We start from the raw sequence: 21022 nt of genomic DNA on the forward strand, positions 1-21022 counted from the left end.
GTGCGCGGCGCTCACGCCATGTCGCCCACCGGGTGGGTGGTTCGCTCGTGATCCGTGAGGAGCGTTTCTTGTCAGGGCATGGCGAGACGCGCCCCGCGACCTCCACCTGCCTGCCGCGGGACGTGGCGACCGCGGTCCCGTCCGGCCAGCACCCGCCTCCCCTGCCGCGCCGCGCAGCGGCGCCGGCCGAGCGGCGCCCACATCGGCCGCCGGCGAGTCTTTGCCTGCGGCGCCGTCCTGGTGGTAGGGCAAACCCCGTGATGCACGCGCGGCGGAGCGGCGATCGATCCGGCGGGACCACGCTGGAGCAGGCGATCGCGCGTTTCCTGACCTACCTTACGGCCGAGCGGCGGGCCTCGCGCCACACCGTGGCTGCGTACCGGCGCGACCTCGAGCAGCTCGCGCGCTTCGCCCGCGAGAAGGCGGCCGCGAACGCCGATCACCGCCCTGCGCGAGCACGCGGCAAGGCCCCGGCCACCGGCAAGGCCCCGGCCCCCGGCGAGGCCTCGGCCCCCGGCGAGGCCCCCTCTCCGGACGAGGCCACGGCCGTGGATGGCCTCGACGTGCTCCTCCTGCGCAGCTGGCTGGGCTCGCTCGCGCGCACCCACGCGCCCGCCTCGATCGCGCGCAAGGTGGGCGCCGCCCGCGCCCTGCTCCGCTACCTGGAGCGGCGCGGCGAGGTCGACAAGAACGCGGCGGCCCAGCTCGCCCTGCCCAAGGTCCGGCGCCCGCTGCCCACCTTCCTGGACGTCGACGCCGCCGCCGAGGTCATGGAGATCCCCGGCGCCGAGACGGCCGAGGGGCTCCGCGACCGCGCCATGCTGGAGACCCTCTACGGCGCGGGCCTGCGCGTCTCCGAGCTCTGCGGGCTCGACCTCACCCACGTCGACCGGCGCCCGGCCGACAGGGCCGCGGTGCGCGTCGTCGGCAAGGGCGACAAGGAGCGGATCGTCCCGCTCGGCTCCCACGCCCTCGCCGCCATCGAGCGCTACCTCGAGCGGCGCGACGAGCTCGCCGATCCGACGACCGGCGCCCGCGACCCCCGCGCCCTCTTCCTGTCCCGCCGCGGCGCGCGCATCGGCGTGCGCCGCGTCCAGGCGCTGGTGCAGCGCTACGGCGCGCTCGGCGCCGGCCGGGCCGACCTGCACCCGCACGCGCTCCGGCACACCTGCGCGACCCACCTGCTCGACGGCGGCGCCGACCTCCGGGCCATCCAGAAGCTGCTCGGGCACGCCTCGCTCGCCACGACGCAGCGGTACACGCACGTCTCGATCGACCACCTGCTCAAGGTCTACGACGCCGCTCACCCCATGGCGCGGAAGCGGGGCCCGGCGTGAAGCGAGCCTCGAGCTCGCCGGGCCCCGCGGTCCCGACGCTGGCCCGCGCGTGGGCGGGGCGGCTCGCCAGGAGCGCGCTCGGCGCCAGCGTCTTCGGCGTCGTGGCCGCGTCGCTCGACGCCGGGTGGGCCACGGCGGGCGCCGGCGACGACGCCGCCTTCCAGCTCGCCACCTACCTCGCCGACATCGGGGTGTTCGCGCCGGTCGCGCTCGTCGTCGGCCTGCTCGCGGGCGCCTCCGCGATCGTTGTCGACCCGTCGGGCCCGCCGTCGCCGGCCACGCTCGTGGGCGCGCTGCGCGTGCGGGCGATCGGCCGGCCCGCCGACATCGCGGCGTTCGTGCCGCTCGCGGTGCTCGCTGCCTTCCTCTGGATGACCCTGTGCGCCCACCTCGCCCGCGCCCTGCTCGGCCTCGAGGCCGCGCCCCTGCTGGTCGGCACCGCGGTCGCCGCGGGCGCGCTCGGCCTCGGCCTCATCGCGGGCCTCGCCGTCCTCGCCCTCACGCCACCGCTCCGGCGCGCGCTCGCCAACGCCAGCGACGGCCGCCCCGCCTGCGTCGATCCGGCGGTCACGGGCGGCGTCGCGCTCGCGATCGCCGCGGCCCTGTTCGCGGTCGGCGTCGCCACGGGCGGCGTCTCCGGCGAGGGCGGCTTCCTCGGCGTCTACGGCATCTTCAAGCGCCCCGAGCTCGACCTGCGCGCCCCGGCGCTCCTTCTGGTCGTCGCGCTCGCCGCCTTCCTCGCGCCGGTCGCGGTCCGGACGGCGCGCGCGCCCGTCGCGCTCCTCGCCGCGCTCCTGCCGCTCGCGCTCACCGCGCGCGCCGCCTCCGCGCTCAACGCGGAGCCCGCGGTGGCGCAGGCGATCGAGCGCGGCGCGCCCGTCGGGGGCAAGAGCCTCGCGGTCCTGCGCCGCCTCGCCGATCGCGACGGCGACCGCGCGGCCGGCCTCTTCGGCGGCGGGGACTGCGACGACCGCGACGCGCGCGTCCACCCGCTGGCCGAGGAGATCCTCGACAACGGCGTCGACGACGACTGCTCCGGCGGCGATCTGACGGCCGCGGCGCTCGCCGCGCTCGCCCCTGCCCCGAAGGCGGCCCCGCGCGCCGACGCCCCCGCCGCGCGCCTGCCGGCGGACCTGAACGTCGTCCTCGTCACCGTCGACACGCTCCGCTGGGACCTCGGCTACGCGGGCAACCCGCGGCCCGTATCGCCGAACCTCGACGGCCTCGCGGCCCGCTCCACGGTGTTCGAGCGCGCGTACTCGCTCGCGTCCTACACGGGCAAGAGCGTCGGCCCGATGCTCATCGGCAAGTACGGGAGCGAGACCCACAGGAACTGGGGGCATTTCAACAAGTTCAGCAAGGAGGACACGTTCGTCGCCGAGCGCCTGAAGCGCGCCGGGGTGCGCACGATGAGCGTGCACGGGCACCGCTACTTCGGCAGCTTCGGCGGGCTCGATCGCGGCTTCGACGTGGTGGACATGTCCGCGGCGCCGCCGGAGGGCGCGCCCTGGGACGTCGACAACAAGGCGACGAGCGCCGCGCTGACCGACGCCGCGCTGCGGCTGCTCGGGTCGGCGGACAACACGGGCGGGCGCTTCTTCCTGTGGGTCCACTACCTCGACCCGCACGCCGACTACCTCCGGCACGACGACGTCGCAAGCTTCGGCGCGGCCTCGCAGCGGGATCTCTACGACGGCGAGGTGGCCTTCACGGACCGGCACATCGGCCGGCTGCTCGACGCGATCGCGGCGGCGCCCTACGGCGGGCGCACGGCGATCGTCGTGACGAGCGATCACGGCGAGGCGTTCGGCGAGCACAAGATGTTCCGTCACGGCTTCGAGCTCTGGGAGGAGCTCGTGCGGGTGCCGCTGGTCGTCCACGTGCCGGGCGCGGCGCCGTCCCGGGTCTCGGCGCGGCGCAGCCTGATCGATATCGCGCCGACGCTGCTCGATCTGATGCGGGTGCCCGGGCCTGCCGAGGGCGCGGCCGCGAGCGACTTCCTTTCGGGCGCGTCGCTCTTGCCCGACGTGTTCCTCGCCCCGGGCGAGCAGGCCCAGGCGCGCGACGTGCTGATCGACATGCCGGCAGGGCCGTACAACGACGCGCGGCGGTCGTTCCTCCGCGGCGACATGAAGCTGACGATCTCGGGCGGCGCCCGGTTCGAGCTCTACGACCTGGCGAGCGACCCGGAGGAGCGGAAGAACCTCTGGGGCACGCCGGCGGCGAAGGAGATCGAGCCGTACTACGCGGCGGCGCGGGCGCGCCTCCGCGAGATCCGCGTGACCGGCGCCCGCAAGTGACCGGCGCCCGCGCGTAGAGCTGCCGCCCGGCCGCTTCACGCGGCGGACGGACCCGCGCCGGGATCGCGCGATCGCGCCGGCAACTAATTGCGCATGAGCAACTAATGCGTAATAGATAATATTGTGAGCAAGCAAAAGATCCTGGGCTCGCCGCTCGAGCGGTTCACGCGGATGATGTTCTCGCGCATCATCGCGGGGCTCGCGCGCGCGCTGCACGAGGAGGACTTCAGCGTGGCGCAGGTGGCCGCGCTGCACCTCGTCGATCAGGACGGCCCGGTGCGCGTCACCGCGCTCGCCACGTCGCTCGGGCTCTCGGCCTCGGCCGGGAGCCGGCTCGTCGACGGCCTGGTGCAGCGGGGGCTCCTGGCGCGGCAGGAGGATCCCGAGGACCGCCGCGCGAAGACGCTCGCGCTCACGCCGCTCGGCCGCCGCTTCGTCGACCAGGCGAGCGCGGAGCGGGTCCGGGTGATCCTGGAGACGGCCAGGTCGCTGCCGCCGGAGATCTCGGCGGCGATCCTGTCAGCGATCAGCGCGTTCCAGCGAGAGTGAGCCACGTTCACGGAACGTGGTGCGTGAAACCCCTTGTCCGAAGAGGAGGTCAGCATGGATATCGTCGTGTTTCTGTCGCATGAGATCCCGGCGGCGCTCGGCGCGCTCCGGGAGCTGGCCCTGGCCGACGGCGCGCTCGCGCGCTTCGACCCGGAGCAGCGCGCCGTCCTGGAGGAGCTCGCGGCCCTGCACGGCGCCCGCGCCGACATCGACGGGCTGCCGCGCGTCACCCCCGAGGCGGTGGCCAGCGCGATCCCGGATCCGCACCGGCGCAAGCGGCTGGTGCAGCTCGCGCTCGTGACCGCGATGGCGGACGGCGAGGTGACGGCGGCCGAGGTCGATGCGGTCGAGGCGCTCGCCCGGGCGCTCGGCGTGCGCGAGCAGGGCGTGGGCGTGCTCCGCCTCGTGGCGCGCGGCCACAGGGGGCTCGCCAAGGCCGCCGTGCGGCGCCGGCTCGTCGGCGCGTTCGCCGGCGAGGTCCTGAGGAAAGAGGGCCTGGCTGGCGTGCGCAGGCTCCTCGGGCCCTTCTTCCGCGCGGGCGTCGAGGATCGCTCGCGGGCCCTCCGCTACAAGCAGCTCGGGCTCCTGCCCGAGGGCACGTTCGGCCGGGTGTTCTGGGAGCACTGCACAGCGCGCGGCTTCCTGTTCCCCTGCGAGGGCCGGGACGCGATCCCGGAGCGCATGGTGTTCCACGATCTCGGTCACGTGCTCGCTGAGTACGACACGGACCCCGCGGGCGAGATCCAGGCCGGCTCCTTCCAGGCGGGGTTCATCCGGCGCGACGGGTTCGCCTTCCTGCTCTTCGTGATGCTGCAGTTCCACCTCGGGATCCAGATCACGCCCGTCGCCGCGCCGCAGGTCGGGCTCTTCGAGGCGCGCAAGGTGCTGCGCGCGCTGGCGCGCGGCGCGGCCTGCAAGGTCGATCTGAGCGACCGCTGGAACTTCTGGGACGTCGTTCATCTGCCGCTCGGCGAGGTGCGCGAGCGCTTCGGGATACCGCCGCTCGCCGCGATCGCGGCGCGGCGAGAGGCCGCCTGAGCGGCGCGCCGCGGGCGCCGCCTCGCTGGCGAGGCGCCCACGGCGCGTTCACCGCCCAGGCACGGTTGGCTCGATGCCCCGGCTGCGGTAACCACGTCATCGATGAGCCGGGCAGCGAGACTCGAGGCAGCCGCCCCGCCGCCGCTCCTCGACCGCGTCGACCTCCACCGCGTCGAAGCCTCGCGGGCGCTCGATCCCCGCACGCGGTCCGAGCTGGGTCAGTTCCTCACGCCGCCGCCGGTGGCGTCGTTCATGGCGTCGCTGTTCGAGCGGCCCAGCGAGGAGATCCGCGTGCTGGACGCCGGCGCCGGCGTGGGCAGCCTCCTCGCCGCGTTCACGGCCAGCGCGTGTGCCCGCCGGAAACGCCCGAGCGCGATCCGCGCGACCGGCTTCGAGATCGACCCGCGGCTCGCGGCGTACCTGCGCCGGACGGCGCGCGCGTGTCGCGACGAGTGCGCCGGCGCCGGGATCGACTTCGCTGCCCGCGTCATCGAGGCCGACTTCATCCGGTCGGCCGTCGAGCAGCTCGACGGCGGCCGGCCTCGCCCGGGCATGCCGCGCTCGTTCACGCACGCGATCCTGAATCCACCTTACAAGAAGCTCAACTCGGACACCGAGGCCAGGGCGGCGCTGCGGCGCGTGGGCCTCGAGACCAGCAACCTGTACACGGCCTTTCTTGGTCTCGCGATCCTCCTCCTGGAGCCGGGCGGGGAGCTCGTCGCGATCACCCCCCGGAGCTTCTGCAATGGTCCTTACTTTCGACCGTTCCGGGCGCTGTTCTTCCGAGAGATGTCGCTGCGGAGGGTGCACGTCTTCGAATCGCGCAAGGCGGCGTTCGCGGAGGACGAGGTCCTTCAAGAGAACGTCATCATTCACGCCATCAGGGGCGGCCGGCGCGATCCTGTCACCATCTCGTCGTCGCGCGGTCCCGACGGCGAGCTGCTGTCGGTCCGCTCCGTGCCGTTCGAGCACGTCGTCCGGCCCGGAGATCCCGAGCTGTTCATCCACGTGGTGCCGGACGACGCCGGGGAGAGGGTCGCTGCCACGTTCGCGCGCATGCCCTCCCGGTTGACGGACTTGAACGTGGGCGTCTCGACGGGAAAGGTCGTCGACTTCCGAGCGCGCGAGTTCCTGCGGCAGGAGCCCGGCAGGGGCACCGGCCCGCTGATCTACCCGACGCACCTCGCGTCGGGCGTCGTTCACTGGCCCAAACATGGCAAGAAGCCGAACGCCCTCGTGGACGCGCCCGAGACCGCCGATCTCTGGATGCCCAGCGGGAACTACGTGCTCGTCAAGCGCTTCTCGTCGAAGGAGGAGCGGCGGCGGGTCGTCGCCGCCCTCTTCACGCCCGAGAGCGCGCCGGGCGACAGGATCGGGTTCGAGAACCACCTCAACGTGCTTCACCGAAGCGGCGAGGGGCTGCCGGCCGTGATGGCGCGCGGCCTCGTGGCCTTCTTGAACTCGACGCTCGTGGATACCCACGTTCGGCAGTTCAACGGGCACACCCAGGTGAACGCGACCGACCTGAGGAACCTCAGGGTCCCGACCGTCGAGCAGATCGAATGGCTCGGGCGGCGCGTGCCCGATCCAGGCCTTCCACAGGAGGAGCTCGACCATATCGTCGAGCAGGTGCTGTGATGGCGAGGAGCTCGAAGCCGCGCGCGCCGTTCTCCCCCCCTCTCTCCGCCCCGTTCTGCGGTAACCTCCTGCGCCACCCATGAGCGACCTCCGCCAGCCCGCCGAGACCAAGTACGAACACGAGCTCGCGGCCCTCGCCGCCAACGACACGGCGCCGAGGCCGCCCGGGTGGCGCCTGTCGCCGAGGGCCGTCGAGACCTACATCCTCGGCAGCGACAAACCCGTCGGCGGCGTCGCGATCACCCCCAAGTACATCGGCGATCGCGCCCTCGTGCAGGTCGCCCTCGCGACCCTCGCCTCCGACCGCGCCCTCATGCTCGTCGGCGAGCCGGGCACCGCCAAGAGCTGGCTCTCCGAGCACCTCTCCGCCGCCATCAGCGGCACGAGCGCCCTCGTCGTCCAGGGGACCGCGGGCACCAGCGAGGAGCACGTCAAATACGGCTGGAACTACGCCCTGCTCCTCGCCGAAGGGCCCTCGCAGAAGGCGCTCGTGCCCTCGCCCATCCTCCGCGCCATGCGCGACGGGCGCTTCGCGCGCTTCGAGGAGATCACCCGCACCTCGTCGGAGATCCAGGACGCGCTCATCTCCATCCTGTCCGAGAAGCAGATCGCCGTCCCGGAGCTCGACCAGGTCGTCCCCGCGCAGCGCGGCTTCAACCTCATCGCCACCGCCAACACTCGCGACCGCGGCGTCAACGAGATGAGCGCCGCGCTCAAGCGCCGCTTCAACTTCATCACCGTCCCCGTCGTCGACGACCTCGAGCAGGAGATCCGCATCGTGCAGAAGCGCGAGGCCGAGCTCCGCGGCGACTACCAGGTCGGCGTCGAGCCGCCCGCCGAGCTCGCCAAGCTGCTCGTCACGCTCTTCCAGGAGCTCCGCGCCGGCGTCACCAAGGACGGCAAGACCAAGGTGAAGACCCCGGGCTCCGTCCTGTCGACCGCGGAGGCCATCAGCGTGCTCTTCAACAGCGGCATCCTCGCGCAGCACTTCGGCACCGGGAAGGTGACCGCCGACGACCTCTCCCGCTCGCTGCTCGGCGCCGTGAGCAAGGAGGGCGGCGACGACCTCAAGGCCGTCCGCGAGTACTGCGAGACCGTGGCCAAGGGCCGCGCAGGGCTCTGGAAGGAGTTCTACGCCTCCGCCAAGAAGCGCCTCGCGACCTGAAGGGACCCGATGGACCTCGACCGGCTCGCCGCCGTCCACCTCTTCCCGGTGCGCCACCACTCGCCGCGCTCCAGCGCGACGCTGCGCGCCTACCTCGACGAGGTGCGCCCGAAGGCGATCTTCGTCGAGGGCCCGAGCGACGCCACCCCGCTCCTCGAGGCGCTCGTCGACCCGAAGACCGTCCCGCCCGTGGCGATCCTCGGCTACCGCACCGACGGGGAGCCCGCGTCGTCGCTGTGGCCGTTCGCCGCCTACTCGCCCGAGTACGTCGCGGTGAAATGGGCCTTCGAGCACGGCGTGCGCGTCGAGCTCATCGACATCCCCGTCGGCACGACGCTCGCGCCCTTCGACGGCGCCCAGGTCGGCCACGATGACGCCGACGATCCGGGCGGCCACGAGCGCGAGATCGACGAGGACCGCGGCGAGCACGGGGAACACGGCGAGCACGGCGGACACGGCGAGCACGCGGACGACGGCGGCGCAGGGGACGGCGGCGACGGCGAGCCCGCCAGCGCGGAGGGGGAGCAGGAGAGCATCTATGCGGCGTGCGCGCGCGCCCGGGGCTTCCGCTCGTTCGAGGAGTTCTGGGAGGCCTCGTTCGAGGCGCCCCGCTACGATCCCGGGCCGTTCCGCGAGGCCCTGCTCGCGTACGCGGACCTCGTGCGCAGCGACGGGGACCGGCTGATCCACAGGGCGCGCGACGCGTACATGGCGCGGAGCATCCTCGAGCGCATGGGGCCGGACCTCGCCCCGAGCGAGGTCGCGGCCGTGCTCGGCGCGGCGCACGCGGCGGCGTTCGCGGCGCGCGACGTCGATCCGGCGCTGGAGGCGCGGCTGCCGGCGCCGATCCCGTGCGCCGTGACGCTCATCCCGTTCAGCTTTCCGCGGCTCTCCGAGCAGCTCGGCTACGGCGCGGGCAACCGGGCGCCGCAGTACTACCAGCGCGCGCACGACGCGGGCGGCGACTTCCGGCGCGCCACCCTCGAGGTGCTGATCGACTTCACCGAGCACCTCCGCCTCCGCGGCTTCATGGCCTCGCTCGCCGACACCATCGAGGCCTTCCGCCTCGCGGTCTCGCTCGCCGAGCTCCGCGGCAAGGCGGAGCCCGGCCTCGACGAGGTGCGCGAGGCGACGATCGCCACGATGTGCCGCGGCGACGCCACGCACGTCGACGGCTTCCTCTGGCCGGCCGTCATCGGGCGCAACGTGGGCCGCGTCGGGGGCGGCATCGGGAAGAACTCGCTCCAGGAGGAGTTCTGGCGCGAGGTGCGCGAGCGCAGGCTCCCCGCCACCGACGCGCCCGAGTCGTTCCGGCTGTCGCTCACGAACGAGGTCGAGGTCGGGACGAGCGTGCTCCTGCACCGGCTCCGCATCGCGAAGATCCCCTACGCGGCGTACGCCGGCACCCGGGCGGCCGGGCGGGGCGGCGCGGGCGCTCGCGGGCAGCGGCGCGGGCAGGCGGCGAGCGAGGTGCCGCCGGACGAGCTGCTCCGGCAGCTGAGCGAGACGTGGGAGGCGCAGTGGACGCCGGCGACCGACGTGGCGCTCGTCGAGAAGATCGTCCTCGGCGACACGCTGGAGCAGGTGGCGACGCGGCTGCTCGAGGAGGACCTCGCGGCGTGCCACACGACCGGCGAGGCCGCCGACGTGCTGCTGAACGCCGTGCTCGCGTCGAGCGCCCGCGCGGCGGCCTCGGCGCTCGACGCGTGCGACCGGTTCGCCGCGGGCGACAGCGATCTGCCGTCGCTCGCCCGGGCGTGCCGCGCCTTCGCGGGGCTCGCGTCGTTCGGGTCGTCGCGCTCGCTGTCGTCGCTCGGCGACGGGGTGATCGCGACGATGCTGGAGAAGACGTTCGCGCGCGCGGTCCTGCGCGTCCACGGCGGCTGCACGGGCAGCGACGAGGCGGTCGCCCCGGCCAAGGAGGCGCTGCGCACGCTGCACGACGTGGCCCTGTCGCAGCCGATCGTCGACCGCGCCGCGTGGTTCGAGGCGGCGCGGGCGCTCGTGGACAGCGACGCGGTGAACCCCACGGCGTCGGGCCTCGCGTGCGGGCTGCTCTACCTGGCGCAGGTGATCGACGACGCCGAGGTGGCGCGGATCGTCGGCCTGCGGCTCGGGAGCGCGGCCCCGCCCGAGGCGGCCGCGTCGTTCCTGGCCGGCTTCCTCGAGGTGAACGCGCTCGTGCTCGTGAAGAGCCGCCCCGTGGTCGAGGCGCTCGACGCGTTCCTCGGCGGCATCCTGCCCGAGCGCTTCAAGGACACGCTCCCGGTCCTGCGGCGCGCGTTCGCGGCGCTCGGCGCGACCGAGCGGCGGTACCTGCTCGAGAACGTGCTCGCCGCGCGGAAGCTCGGGGACAAGGCCCGCGCGGCGCAGGCGGTGCTGCTCGAGAAGGACCGCGAGAAGCTGAAGGAGATGAGCGAGGACCTGTCGCAGGCCATGGACGACCTGGACGACCTGCTCTGACGCGGGGCCGTGACCGCGGCGCGCCGCGCGCCGCCCTCGCCATGCGGCCCGCCGCTGTCGCCATACGGCCGGCCGGGCCAGCGGGGCTCGCTCGCCTCACTCCTTCCGGCCAGCCCGCGACCAGCCGCCGACGTTGAGCCCCGGGTGCGCCGCCAGGAAGCTCTGCATGCCGGGCGGCGGGGACACCCACGCCGCGAGGCGCTCCGGCGCCTTCCTGGTGGGCACCACTGCCGAGCGCGTGTAGGAGCTCCACGCGCCGTCGCCGCAGGCATAACACGCAGCGCGCGCGAGCTTCGCGGTCACCCGGAGCGCCCCCCGCGCGTCGTAGGTCGGCGCGATCTGCACGAGGTCCGGCGCATTCTCCTCTTGCTGGGCGGCCACGGGGTCGTCCTCGTCCTCGTCGAGGAGCGCCTTGGCCTTGCCCTGCAGCGCCGGCACGCCGGACACCTCGGTGAGCAGGTCGACGATCGCCCCCTTGTCGGCGTCCCACACAGTGAACTCCACGCCCACGAAGCCGTGCGCGCCGCACGCGTAGGTGTACGTCCGCTCCTCGATGAACAGGTACGGCCCGACGCTCCCGATCGCCTCCGCCTCGTGCTGGATCACGTTGCTCCCGTCCGCGTCCGACGGCGCGATCACCTGCTGGCGCGCACCCGTCCCGCGCAGCACGAGCTCCGCGCGGTTCGCGGTGCCCTCGCCCGGCTCGTTCATCTCGTCGGGCCCGAACTCGCAGGCCGAGGTCTCCACCTTCACCTCGCGCACCTCCCAGCGCCACTCCCCTCGACGGGTCGCCACGACGATCCCGGGCTCCTCGCGGATCACCGCGCCTTCCTCGGTGAGGTGCCATGTCCTCGGCGGCCCATCACCCGTGCGGCCCCAGACGAGGAGCTCCCCGCCGAGCGCGGCGCCCTCGGCGCCGTTGGATTCGGAAGAACGCGGGGCAGGCGAAGGCGGGACGTCGAGGGAAACGGGAAGAGCCGACTGCGGGCGGGCGGCGCAGCCGGAGATCAGCGCAAGCAAAGCGATCGACGTGGCGAGTCGGGGGCGCGGCATGCCGGCCCGAAACAGCACGGCGCGTGCCGCAGGGCGCTGCCAGGAAAGGCCGCGCCGCGCAGGGGGCGGGTGTCTCCGCAGGCCCACACCGCGTGGCAGCCGGGAACCATCATGGCCCTTCAGAGGGCAGGAGGGGTCGGCCACGTCGCCACGAAGGCGCTCTTGCCCGGTCAATGACTCGCCGGGCGAGGACGATCCGCGCCCCGAAGCGAGAGCGATCATGCCGGCACCGGGGCGCGTGAAGCCGTGCACGACGCCATCTCCGCCGAGCCTGCCGGGCGCTCGTCCTGAACCACGCCTGGCTCGATGTCCTCGGAAAGACCGGCACCATGACGTCCGACAGCAGTATCCTCCCCGACGGACGCCTTGCGCACCCCGGCGCGCCGAGCAACGACTGAAAACGGGCATCCTTCCACGCTGACATCTAGAGGCCTTCGTGAAAGACATCCTCTCCGCGCGCCTGGACTCCGGCGCATTCCCCGCCGGCAGCGTCGAGCTCGTGGAGCTCTCGGGGCACGAGACGCTGGCGCAGCTCTTCGCGTTCGAGATCCGGGTCGTGTGCAAGGATCCGGGCGGGATCGACGAGGAGGCGCTCCTCACGGAGCCCGCGGCGCTCGTCTTTTCCCGGGGCGGACACGAGGAGCGAAAGCTCTTCGGGATGGTCTCCGTGGTCAACGACGCGCTGAACACCGAGACGATGCACCTCGGCTACTCGCTCACGTTCGTGCCGCGCGCCTGGAGGCTGAGCCTCACCGAGACGTCGGAGATCTTCATGGATCTCACGGTGCCGGAGATCATCAAGAGAAAGCTCGTGCGGGCGGGCCTGTCGGAAGCGGACGACTTCGAGCTCCGGCTCAACGGCTCCTACGAGCCGCGCGAATACGTCGTACAGTACCAGGAGACCGACCTCCAGTTCGTGTCGCGCCTGGCCGAGCACCTCGGGATCTCCTTCTTCTTCGAGCACCAGCGCGGTCGCGACGTGATCGTCTTCACGGACGACAACAGCGGTTTTCACCCGATCGCGGGGGACGAGCACGTCCCGTTCTACGCTCGCGGCGATCGGATAGGCGTGCACCGGTTCGAGGGGACGACGCGCACGATCCCGAACCGGTACGTGGTCAAGGACTACAACTACAGGACGCCGCACCTGCCGCTCATGGCGACCGCCACCGTCTCCGGCGCGGCGGGCGGCGAACTCGTCGAGTACGGGGCGCACTTCAAGACGCCGGACGAGGCGCAGCAGCTCGCCCGGATCCGCGCCGAGGAGCTCCGGGCGACGCGGCGCGTCTTCGCGGGGGCGAGCGACGTGCAGGTCCTCGGCGCCGGCGCGCGCTTCACGCTGGAGGGGCACCCGCGAGGGGACATGGAGCTCTTGCTCGTCGAGGTGCGCCATCGCCTGCAACAGGGGGCGCTCGGCACGGGCACGGGGCACGAAGACGCGTATGCCAACGAGTTCCGGGCGATCCCTTTCAAGACGGCGTACAGGCCGCCTCGGGTCACGCCCAAGCCGCGGGTGCACGGGGTGATCACGGGCGTCGTCGAGGCGGCCGCGAAGAGCAAGTACGCCGAGGTCGACGAGACGGGCCGCTACCATGTGCGGTTCCTGTTCGACACGAGCGACGCGAAGGAGGGGCGAGCGTCGAGGCCGGTGCGCATGGCCCAGCCCCACGCGGGGCCGGGCTACGGGTTCCACTTCCCGCTGCGGAGCGGGGTGGAGGTGATCCTGACGTGCATCGACGGCGATCCGGACCGCCCGATCATCGCCGGCGCGGTGCCGAACCCGCAGACGCCGAGCACGGTGGAGGCGAAGAACGCCAAGCGGAACGTGATCAGGACGGGCGGGGGGAACGAGATCAACATCGACGACACCGAGGGCGAGGAGCGCATCAAGATCTCGACGCCGTACGGGGGCGCCTGCCTCCAGCTGGGAGCGCCGAACACGCCGGAGTCCGGCGCCGCGATGACGACCACGGACGCCTACAGCCAGGTGGCCAGCGCGGGCATCAACACGGTCACCACCGTCATGAACTCGGTGGCCAGCACGATGTCGTTCTTCGCCGCGGCCAACATCACGAACTTCGCGGGGGTGTCGAACGTCCTCAGCCTTGGCGACAAGATCGAGAGCATCTCTGGAAACCTCCTGGCGACGGCCAAATCGGTGCTCGACCTTCCCAAGAAGTACGAGGCCACCGAGCAGGCGAAGCTGGACGAGGAGGTCGTGCGGACCGAACAGGCGGCGAAGCGGCTGGAGGAGGAAGCGATCCTGTCCGGCGCGGCGCTCCCGTCGCCCCCTCCGATGGTCCAGGGCCCGGACGGGATCGAGCGCCCGATGACGCAGGAAGAGTGGAATGAACAGCTGGCGGTGTCCGATCAGCGCGTCCCTGTGGCGCGCGCGGCGGCGCAGAGCGCGAAGAAGGCCGCCGAGGCGAGGAAGAAGGCGTTCGAGGCCGATGAGACCAACGTCGCGCTGAAAGGGGTCGGGAGCGCGGTCGATGGCTTAACGGCCCTCCACGCTGGCATTAAGGGTGGGCGCACCCTCATCAGCAGCGCGTCCAAGCTGATGAAATCCGCCGGGGACAAGTCGGCCGCGGCCGTGGCGAACGGGATGTCCGTCGGCGCGACCATGGCGGCGAGCCCGGGGCGTGTACCGAGCCCGGTAGCGCCCGTCAGCTCGCCGAGCTGCACCAACGCCGCCCTCGGGACGTCGGCGGTCATCGGGCTCGCGAACGCGTTCGTGTGCGGTTCGTCGAACGCCGTGCTCGCGTCGGGCGGCGGCACGGTCGTCACGGGGGCCGCGACCGCGGTGCTCAAGTCTCCCGGCGCGGTCGAGATGGCGAGCGGCGTCAAGGCGTTCATCACATCGAGGCTGGTCGACATCCGGGCGACCGCCGTCATCGCCATGCAAGCCGCCATCCTACGCATCGAAGCCACCTCCAGGGCCCTTATCCAGGCGAAGGCTCTCGACATCCATGTCGAGCGCAACTTGGACGCGCGCGTCACCGGCAACACCAACATCAAATCGAGCGGCTCCGTGAGCATCAAGGGCGGCTCCGCGCTCACAGGGGAGGCGGCGAACGTCTCCGTTCATGGCACGACGGAAGCTGAGCTCAAGTCGGGCGGTTGGTCCGCCACGCTGAAATCGGGGCAAGCGAGAATCGGCGGTCCGGCCTCCGGGTGCACGCTGACGAACGGCTCGGCTGTCCTCAAGTGTGGCTCGATGGTGACCTGCACGAAGGACAGCGTGACGGTCGAGGCGCCCTCCGTGGAGCTCAAGGGAAGCGGGAGCATTCGACTGAACGGCGCGCGGATCGACCTCGGCTGAGCTGTCTGGAGGGTGGGCTTGGGTCCGCCGACGCTCAGCGGCGCTAGCGTCGGGCCGTGGCCGGAGCTCACGGGCTCAAGGGTTGGGAGGCTTTCCACATGGCCCACAGAAAAATTGCCGATCCCAAGATCACGAGGAGGCCGAAGTGTATGCAACCGTGCCTTAGGAGGATGCGATTTCGTTCCCGCTTGAACTTCTCCACAGCCACTTTCTCTTGAATCATGGATTCATAGGCCACACGGGCTTGCGCCTCCTCGGCGCGAGCGCGCGCCTGCTCCATCTCCAGCTTGATCTCCAGGTTCCTCCTTTCCTCGGCCATGTCCGCTGCCCGCTGCACGGCCTCGTCCAGAGTCATCTTCCTCGGCCCGGGCTCCTTCTCGCCGTCGAATAGCAGCCTGCCCGCCGGATCGAACTTCCAGGCGATGCCCTCCTCACTGAAGAGCCAGAAGTCCCCGTCAGGGCACACGGCGAGCCTCCTCTCCGACCAGAGAGAAGGGCCGTCTTCCGCGTCGAAGTCGATCTCGGCCTTCACGACGATGCTCGGCTCGCCTGTCGCGCTGACCCGCACGACGCGGCTGCACCCGAGCACGTAGGCGTTGCCCCGGAGGTCGGCGCCGAGCGAGAGCGGCTCGTGATCCGTCTCCGGCTTGGGGAGCTCGACGCAGTAGACCTTCCGTCCGTCAGCGTCGAAGCGGGCGAGCGGGCCGCCGGGTGACTCATCCACCATGTAGAGCGAGCCGTCCGGCCCGCAGTGCAAGGTATGGGCCGTGCCCCCCAGGTGCACCGGACGATCGCGCAGATCCTTCAAATCGTAGATCGAGGCGTCGCTCTGCGGAGGGCTGCTCGCCCACACGGGGACCTCCACGCCGTTCGCCGCGATCCGCCGGAGCTTGCCATCCGCGCAGATCAGCAGCGAGCCGTCGCGATCGCAGGTCAACAGACCGCGCGCACACCGATCGGCGTCGGGCACGAGCGCCGCGGCGGCAGGATCCTCGACGGGCGCGCCGGTCGTAAGAGAGAGCCAGAGCGGCGGCGAGCGTCGTGCGCCGATCACGAGGAGCCTGTCCTTCGAGCAGTGCAGGGAGCGCGCGGCTCCCGGAAGATCGCGTCGCACCCAGCGTACGTTCAGCGACGGATCGATCGACCACAGGACATGCTCGACCTCCTCGTTCACACCTCGGCTCGCGTCGCAGTGCCAGCGCGACTGCGTGGCCGCGCAGTACAGGTTCCCCTCTGTGTCGACGGCCACCTCCGGAAGGCCTTTCCAGTCGAACAGCCCCGCGGCGACGGCAGGGGCACGCGCGCTGACCGGAGGATAGAAGCAGAGGACCCAGGGCGTGGCCGCCTGGCTTGCCCCTGAGCCCACGCGCTCGCCAGGAACGCTCACGCTCGCGCCGCAGAGCTCGCAGGCGCACGTTCGGTTCACCCCGTCGAGCTCGACCGTCGCGCCGCAGCGCGGACACGGGAACGTCGCCGCGTCGATCTGGAGCTCAGGCGGCAGCGCGCGCCAATCCGGCTCCTCGCCCACGAGGTGCGTGACGCTCGGGAGCGCGCCCGCGACCTCCGCAGGCACCGCCCTCACCCAGATCCGCCTGGCGCAGCGGGCGCAGCGGATCAGCGCCTGCGCTCGCACCTCCTGGACGCTCGCCACGGGGATCGCCGTCTCGCAGCCATGGCACGCGGGTACGGCCCGCGCGTAGACGATCGACAGATCGCCCGCCGAGCTGCGGCGCTCCTTGTTCAGCGAAAGCTTCGGGCCATCGTTTATCGCGTCGCGGAGGAGCCCCGACCAAAGGCCGCCGTCGATCGCCGTCGACCTGCCGCAGCGCGGGCAGCCCACCTCGCGGGCGAGCCTGTTGACCGGCACCCGAGCGCGGCAGGCGCCGCACTTCGTCTCCACCTTCACCGCGACGCTGGCCATGGCCTTTCTCTCCTCTCGACGCGTGATCGCGGAGCCATCGGCTTCACGCCCCGTCGCGCCGCTCTCCTCGTACCCCGCACCCGAGCTCCCTATCCTACCGCCATGCAGCTCGCATGCGCGATGCTCGCGAGCGTGCCTTTCGGCTGCCCCGTCGACCCGGCCACAGCACGTAAGCGTTATCGCGTGCTGTTTGCGCTCGCAGCGAGTCATCGAAGCGCTATGCCTTGACCGACGTCGCCGGCGCGGGGGGCCGCTCTGGCGGCTGAACGAGCGCGCGTACGGCGCGGGCTCCCCTGGTTTCGCGCAGGCCATCGTGCGATGCTCCCTCGATGACGCGGAAGATCGCATCGTTCCAGGCGCTCGCCCTCGGACGGTCGCTCTCCCTTCTTCTGCTCCTCGTTCACTGCACGAGCACGCCGAGCCCGACGACCTCGGCCGCGACCCCGGACGCTCCGCCCAGCCGAGGGCCAGGCTCGCTCGCGGAGCGGGGACCCGGCCCCGACCCAGCCCCCGAGCAGGGGCCGGCCCGAGGGTCCGAGCCCGCGACCGGCAGCGCGCCGACTTCCGATCCCGACCAGAGCCCTGCTTCCGGTCACGCGCCCAGAGCGGACCTCCCACCGCCCACCAGGCCGGCGCGATGCGCTGCTCCGGCCCGACCTGCTCAGGACTTCGTCGACTGCGCCGGCAGCGAGGTCTTCGCCGCCGGCTGCTGCTACCCTGGCTTCGAAGCGGCCTGTGCGGGCCTCGGCTGCTCTCCGACGTCCTGCGAGCTCTTGAAATCGCACCCCCCGCAGGCCCAATGCACCCGCTGATGTCCATGCACCCGGAGGGCGCGGCCATGGGCAGCTATCGACAACAGCCATGTCCGCGGCGACAGCCCGGTCGCCCGTCGCCGTGGGTGCACAGGCCCGTCTCGGCGCTCCTCGTGCTCCTCGTGGCGGGCGCCGCGCTCGCGGCCTGCTCGCGGGTCACCGGCGCGCCGAAGGGCCGCGAGGCAGCGCCGGAGCGCGACGGCGCCTGCGCGGATCCATCGAAGCCCAAAGCGTACTTCTATCCAGCGGAGAACCGGACGGACTACGCGCCTGACGACCCCTGGAAAGACGGCTGCGCCATGCTGGTGCCAGATCACCTGTTCTGCTGCCCGGAGAAGGCGCCCGCCACGCCGCGGTAACAGGCCCTCCCAGAGCGGCCAACCAGGCTCCGCAGGGGAGCGCGCACCGACGGCCCGCGCGGCCCGCGCGCGGGCCATCGCCGGTGCCGCAAAATGCGGCATGTCGTACTTTGCGGCGGCGTCGAGCGGCGTTGGCTCGCCGCGCGCCACCTGCGCTACGACGTCGGGCATGAAGCTGGCGCGCAAGCTGACGCTCGCCCTGGTGTTCGGGGTCTTCCTTGTGCTCGCGCTGAGCGCCTACGTGCAGGTACGCAGAGAATCCAAGACCTTCGAGAACGACGTCCAGCGGGACCATCACGCGATGGGCCGCGCGCTGGCCGCCGCCATCACGGGGGTGTGGCGCACGGAAGGGCCCGCGCGGGCGCTGCGCCTCGTCGAGGACGCCAACGAGCGCGAGAGGCAGGTGGACCTCCGGTGGGTCTGGCTCGACGCGCAGGCGGATGACGCCCATCGGCCCCGCCTCGCGCCGGAGCTGCTCGTCCCCGTCTCGCGAGGGCAGGCGGTCGTGCACAGGCTCCCTCGCGAAGACGCGGACGTGCTCGTCACGTGCGTGCCAGTGCCGGTGACCGGCGACCGCGTCGGCGCGCTGGAGCTCTCCGAGTCGCTGGCGGGAGCCCGCCGCACCATCCACGGCATGATCCTGAACACGGCGGTCACGACGGCCGCTCTGACGCTGGTATGCGGGTTGCTCGCGACGTCCCTCGGAGTCGGCCTGGTGGGACGCCCCATGCGCACGCTGATCGATCAGGCGCGGCGGATCGGCGCGGGCGATCTCTCCCGGCGCCTGTCGCTGCGCCAGGAGGACGAGATCGGCGAGCTCGGACGGGAGATGGACGCGATGTGTGATCGCCTCGCCGCGGCGAACCGGAAGCTCGAGTCCGAGGCGACCGCGCGGCTCGCCGCGCTCCAGCAGCTCCGCCACGCCGAGCGGCTCGCCACGGTCGGAAAGCTCGCGTCCGGGATCGCACACGAGCTGGGAGCGCCTCTCCAGATCATCGCGGGGCGCGCGCGCATGCTCGTGGACGGGGACGTCACGGGAGATGAGGTGCCGGCCAACGGGCAGATCATCCTCGAGCAGTCGCAGCGGATGACGCAGATCATCCGCCAGCTGCTCGATTTCGCCCGGCGCCGCAGCGCAGAGAAGCAGGAGACCCCCCTGAGGAGCGTCATTCACAGCACCTTCGTCATGCTGAGGCCGCTGGCCGAGAAGCAGGGCGTCACGATGGTCCAGGAAGGAGACACGCCGGAGCTGGTCGTCCACGCCGACGCCGACCAGCTCCAGCAGGCGCTCACCAACGTGGTGGTCAACGCGATCCAGGCCATGCCGTCCGGCGGCACGTTGACCGTCGGCCTCCGGGCAGAGCGCGCCAGTCCCCCGGCCGACCAGGGAGGGGCCGAGGCAGAGTATGTCGCGCTGTCCGTTCGTGACGAGGGGCAAGGCATGCCGGCCGACGTCCTGGAGCACATCTTCGAGCCGTTCTTCACGACAAAACCCGTGGGCGAAGGGACCGGGCTCGGCCTGTCGGTCGCCTACGGCATCATCAAGGAGCACGGCGGCTGGATCCACGTCGACAGCCGGGTGGGCTCCGGGAGTCGCTTCACGATGATGCTGCCGCGGGGGAACTCATGACAGGGCGCGTCCTTATCGTCGATGACGAGCGCGGCGTCTGCGAGCTCCTCGACGCCGGGCTCAAGAAGCGCGGGTTCCGGACGGCGTGGCGAACGTCGGCCGCCGAGGCGTTCGAGCTCCTCGGCGTGGAGGACTTCGACGTCGTGATCACCGACATGACCATGCGCGGCATGAGCGGCCTCGATCTCTGCGAGCGGATCGTCCAGAACAGGCCCGATCTCCCGGTCATCGTCATCACCGCGTTCGGGAGCCTCGACACCGCCACGTCCGCCATCCGCGCCGGCGCGTACGACTTCGTGACCAAGCCGTTCGAGCTCGAGGCGCTCCGGCTCACCGTGGAGCGCGCCCTGCGCCACCGCGCCCTCCGCGAGGAGGTGCGCCGCCTGCGGCGCGCCGTGGCCGACGCCCGCGGCTACGAGCAGATCCTCAGCGGCAGCCCTGTGATGAGGAGCGTGTTCGACCTGCTCGATCGCATCGCCGACTCGGACACGTCGATCCTCATCACGGGAGAGAGCGGGACCGGCAAGGAGCTCGTCGCCCGCGCCGTGCACCAGCGCAGCCGGCGGAGCGAGGGCGCGTTCGTGGCGGTCAATTGCGCCGCCGTCCCGGACGCCCTCCTCGAGAGCGAGCTCTTCGGCCACGCGCGGGGCGCGTTCACCGACGCCAAAGGGGCCAGGAGCGGCCTGTTCGCGCGGGCCCACGGCGGAACCCTGTTCCTCGACGAGATCGGCGAGCTGCCGATCGGGCTCCAGCCGAAGCTCCTGCGCGCCCTCCAGGAGCGCGTCGTCCGGCCCGTCGGCGCCGACGAGGAGCTCCCGGTGGACGTCCGGCTCATCGCCGCGACGAACCGCGACCTCGAGACAGCGATCGAAGAGCGCCGTTTCCGCGAGGATCTCTACTACCGGATCAACGTGGTCCACGTCGACCTGCCGCCGCTCCGCTCCCGCGGCGCCGACGTGCTGCTGCTCGCGCAGCATTTCCTCGAGCACTTCGCGACCGTCAAGGCGAGGCCCATCCAGGGCCTCTCGGCGCCCGCGGCGGAGAAGCTCATGGCCTACGCGTGGCCCGGCAACGTGCGCGAGCTCCAGAACTGCATCGAGCGGGCGGTCGCGCTCGCGCGGTACGATCACATCACCGTCGACGACCTGCCCGAGAAGATCCGCACGTACCGGCGCTCCCACGTCCTTGTCTCGAGCGACGACCCGACCGAGCTCGTCCCCATGGAGGAGGTCGAGCGGCGCTACATCCTGCGCGTCCTGGAGGTGGTCGGCGGGAACAAGAGCCAGGCGGCGCAGATCCTGGGCTTCGACAGGGCGACCCTCTACCGGAAGCTCGAGCGGTACGGCATGCGCGGAGGCCGCTCGAGCGACCCGAAGCCGTGATCCGCCCGGCGGCCCCGCAGCAGCGCCCGGCCGCGTGCTCGACAAGGCGCGCC

13 protein-coding genes are annotated in these 21022 nt (G+C 72.1%); 11 read left to right on the forward strand and 2 right to left on the reverse strand.

Annotated features, from left to right (window positions below; genetic code table 11):
* Window positions 1-260: 260 nt before the first annotated feature.
* The 7 genes from WMF22_RS42585 to WMF22_RS42615 all read left to right on the forward strand — a co-directional run bounded on the left by WMF22_RS42585 (window position 261) and on the right by WMF22_RS42615 (window position 10490).
* Window positions 261-1337, forward strand: coding sequence for a tyrosine recombinase XerC (locus WMF22_RS42585; protein WP_438037324.1), 1077 nt, complete (start codon window positions 261-263; stop codon window positions 1335-1337).
* Window positions 1334-3637, forward strand: a complete 2304-nt coding sequence (locus WMF22_RS42590) for a sulfatase-like hydrolase/transferase (protein ID WP_438033447.1) — start codon at window positions 1334-1336, stop codon at window positions 3635-3637. Before WMF22_RS42585 ends, WMF22_RS42590 begins: the two co-directional genes overlap by 4 nt.
* A gap of 123 nt (window positions 3638-3760) precedes the next feature.
* On the forward strand, window positions 3761-4186 hold the full coding sequence (locus tag WMF22_RS42595) for a MarR family winged helix-turn-helix transcriptional regulator (RefSeq protein WP_438033448.1): 426 nt from the start codon (window positions 3761-3763) through the stop codon (window positions 4184-4186).
* A gap of 54 nt (window positions 4187-4240) precedes the next feature.
* Window positions 4241-5224, forward strand: coding sequence for a hypothetical protein (locus tag WMF22_RS42600; RefSeq protein WP_438033449.1), 984 nt, complete (start codon window positions 4241-4243; stop codon window positions 5222-5224).
* A gap of 102 nt (window positions 5225-5326) precedes the next feature.
* Window positions 5327-6862 (forward strand): Eco57I restriction-modification methylase domain-containing protein, encoded by a 1536-nt coding sequence (locus WMF22_RS42605; protein ID WP_437295653.1) that lies wholly within the window; start codon window positions 5327-5329, stop codon window positions 6860-6862.
* Between the two features lie 79 nt (window positions 6863-6941).
* A complete protein-coding gene (locus WMF22_RS42610) occupies window positions 6942-8027 on the forward strand; it encodes an ATP-binding protein (protein ID WP_012240402.1) in 1086 nt (361 codons plus the stop codon).
* 9 nt (window positions 8028-8036) lie between these two features.
* Window positions 8037-10490, forward strand: coding sequence for a DUF5682 family protein (locus WMF22_RS42615; protein ID WP_437295654.1), 2454 nt, complete (start codon window positions 8037-8039; stop codon window positions 10488-10490).
* Between the two features lie 96 nt (window positions 10491-10586).
* On the opposite strand, the gene WMF22_RS42620 is transcribed toward WMF22_RS42615, so the two are convergent.
* Window positions 10587-11543 (reverse strand): hypothetical protein, encoded by a 957-nt coding sequence (locus WMF22_RS42620; RefSeq protein ID WP_438033450.1) that lies wholly within the window; start codon window positions 11541-11543, stop codon window positions 10587-10589.
* A 436-nt stretch (window positions 11544-11979) separates the two neighbouring features.
* Between WMF22_RS42620 and WMF22_RS42625 the strand changes: the two genes are divergently transcribed.
* Complete coding sequence (locus tag WMF22_RS42625) at window positions 11980-14865, forward strand: type VI secretion system Vgr family protein (RefSeq protein WP_438033451.1); 2886 nt, start codon at window positions 11980-11982, stop codon at window positions 14863-14865.
* A gap of 67 nt (window positions 14866-14932) precedes the next feature.
* Here WMF22_RS42625 and WMF22_RS42630 read toward each other — a convergent pair whose 3' ends face one another.
* Complete coding sequence (locus WMF22_RS42630) at window positions 14933-16786, reverse strand: hypothetical protein (protein ID WP_438033452.1); 1854 nt, start codon at window positions 16784-16786, stop codon at window positions 14933-14935.
* Window positions 16787-17597: 811 nt separating this feature from the next.
* Between WMF22_RS42630 and WMF22_RS42635 the strand changes: the two genes are divergently transcribed.
* The 3 genes from WMF22_RS42635 (at window position 17598) to WMF22_RS42645 (ending at window position 20969) form a co-directional block, all read left to right on the forward strand.
* Window positions 17598-17957, forward strand: coding sequence for a hypothetical protein (locus WMF22_RS42635; RefSeq protein WP_438033453.1), 360 nt, complete (start codon window positions 17598-17600; stop codon window positions 17955-17957).
* A 169-nt stretch (window positions 17958-18126) separates the two neighbouring features.
* Window positions 18127-19587: a sensor histidine kinase gene (locus WMF22_RS42640; protein WP_438033454.1), complete on the forward strand. Its 1461-nt coding sequence runs from the start codon at window positions 18127-18129 to the stop codon at window positions 19585-19587.
* Window positions 19584-20969, forward strand: coding sequence for a sigma-54-dependent transcriptional regulator (locus WMF22_RS42645; protein WP_437295662.1), 1386 nt, complete (start codon window positions 19584-19586; stop codon window positions 20967-20969). The genes WMF22_RS42640 and WMF22_RS42645 overlap by 4 nt, the downstream gene beginning before the upstream one ends.
* Window positions 20970-21022: the final 53 nt, after the last annotated feature.

Source organism: Sorangium sp. So ce204 (assembly GCF_051526795.1).
GTDB lineage: Bacteria > Myxococcota_A > Polyangia > Polyangiales > Polyangiaceae > Sorangium > Sorangium cellulosum_B.

What these genes read in the sequence shown, in the direction of transcription:
- WMF22_RS42585 (WP_438037324.1), top strand. Translation starts at nt 261, where the DNA reads ATGCACGCGCGGCGGAGCGGCGATCGATCCGGCGGGACCACGCTGGAG.
- WMF22_RS42620 (WP_438033450.1), bottom strand. Translation starts at nt 11,543, where the DNA reads ATGCCGCGCCCCCGACTCGCCACGTCGATCGCTTTGCTTGCGCTGATC.
- WMF22_RS42605 (WP_437295653.1), top strand. Translation starts at nt 5,327, where the DNA reads ATGAGCCGGGCAGCGAGACTCGAGGCAGCCGCCCCGCCGCCGCTCCTC.
- WMF22_RS42610 (WP_012240402.1), top strand. Translation starts at nt 6,942, where the DNA reads ATGAGCGACCTCCGCCAGCCCGCCGAGACCAAGTACGAACACGAGCTC.
- WMF22_RS42635 (WP_438033453.1), top strand. Translation starts at nt 17,598, where the DNA reads ATGTCCATGCACCCGGAGGGCGCGGCCATGGGCAGCTATCGACAACAG.
- WMF22_RS42640 (WP_438033454.1), top strand. Translation starts at nt 18,127, where the DNA reads ATGAAGCTGGCGCGCAAGCTGACGCTCGCCCTGGTGTTCGGGGTCTTC.
- WMF22_RS42615 (WP_437295654.1), top strand. Translation starts at nt 8,037, where the DNA reads ATGGACCTCGACCGGCTCGCCGCCGTCCACCTCTTCCCGGTGCGCCAC.
- WMF22_RS42645 (WP_437295662.1), top strand. Translation starts at nt 19,584, where the DNA reads ATGACAGGGCGCGTCCTTATCGTCGATGACGAGCGCGGCGTCTGCGAG.
- WMF22_RS42600 (WP_438033449.1), top strand. Translation starts at nt 4,241, where the DNA reads ATGGATATCGTCGTGTTTCTGTCGCATGAGATCCCGGCGGCGCTCGGC.
- WMF22_RS42630 (WP_438033452.1), bottom strand. Translation starts at nt 16,786, where the DNA reads ATGGCCAGCGTCGCGGTGAAGGTGGAGACGAAGTGCGGCGCCTGCCGC.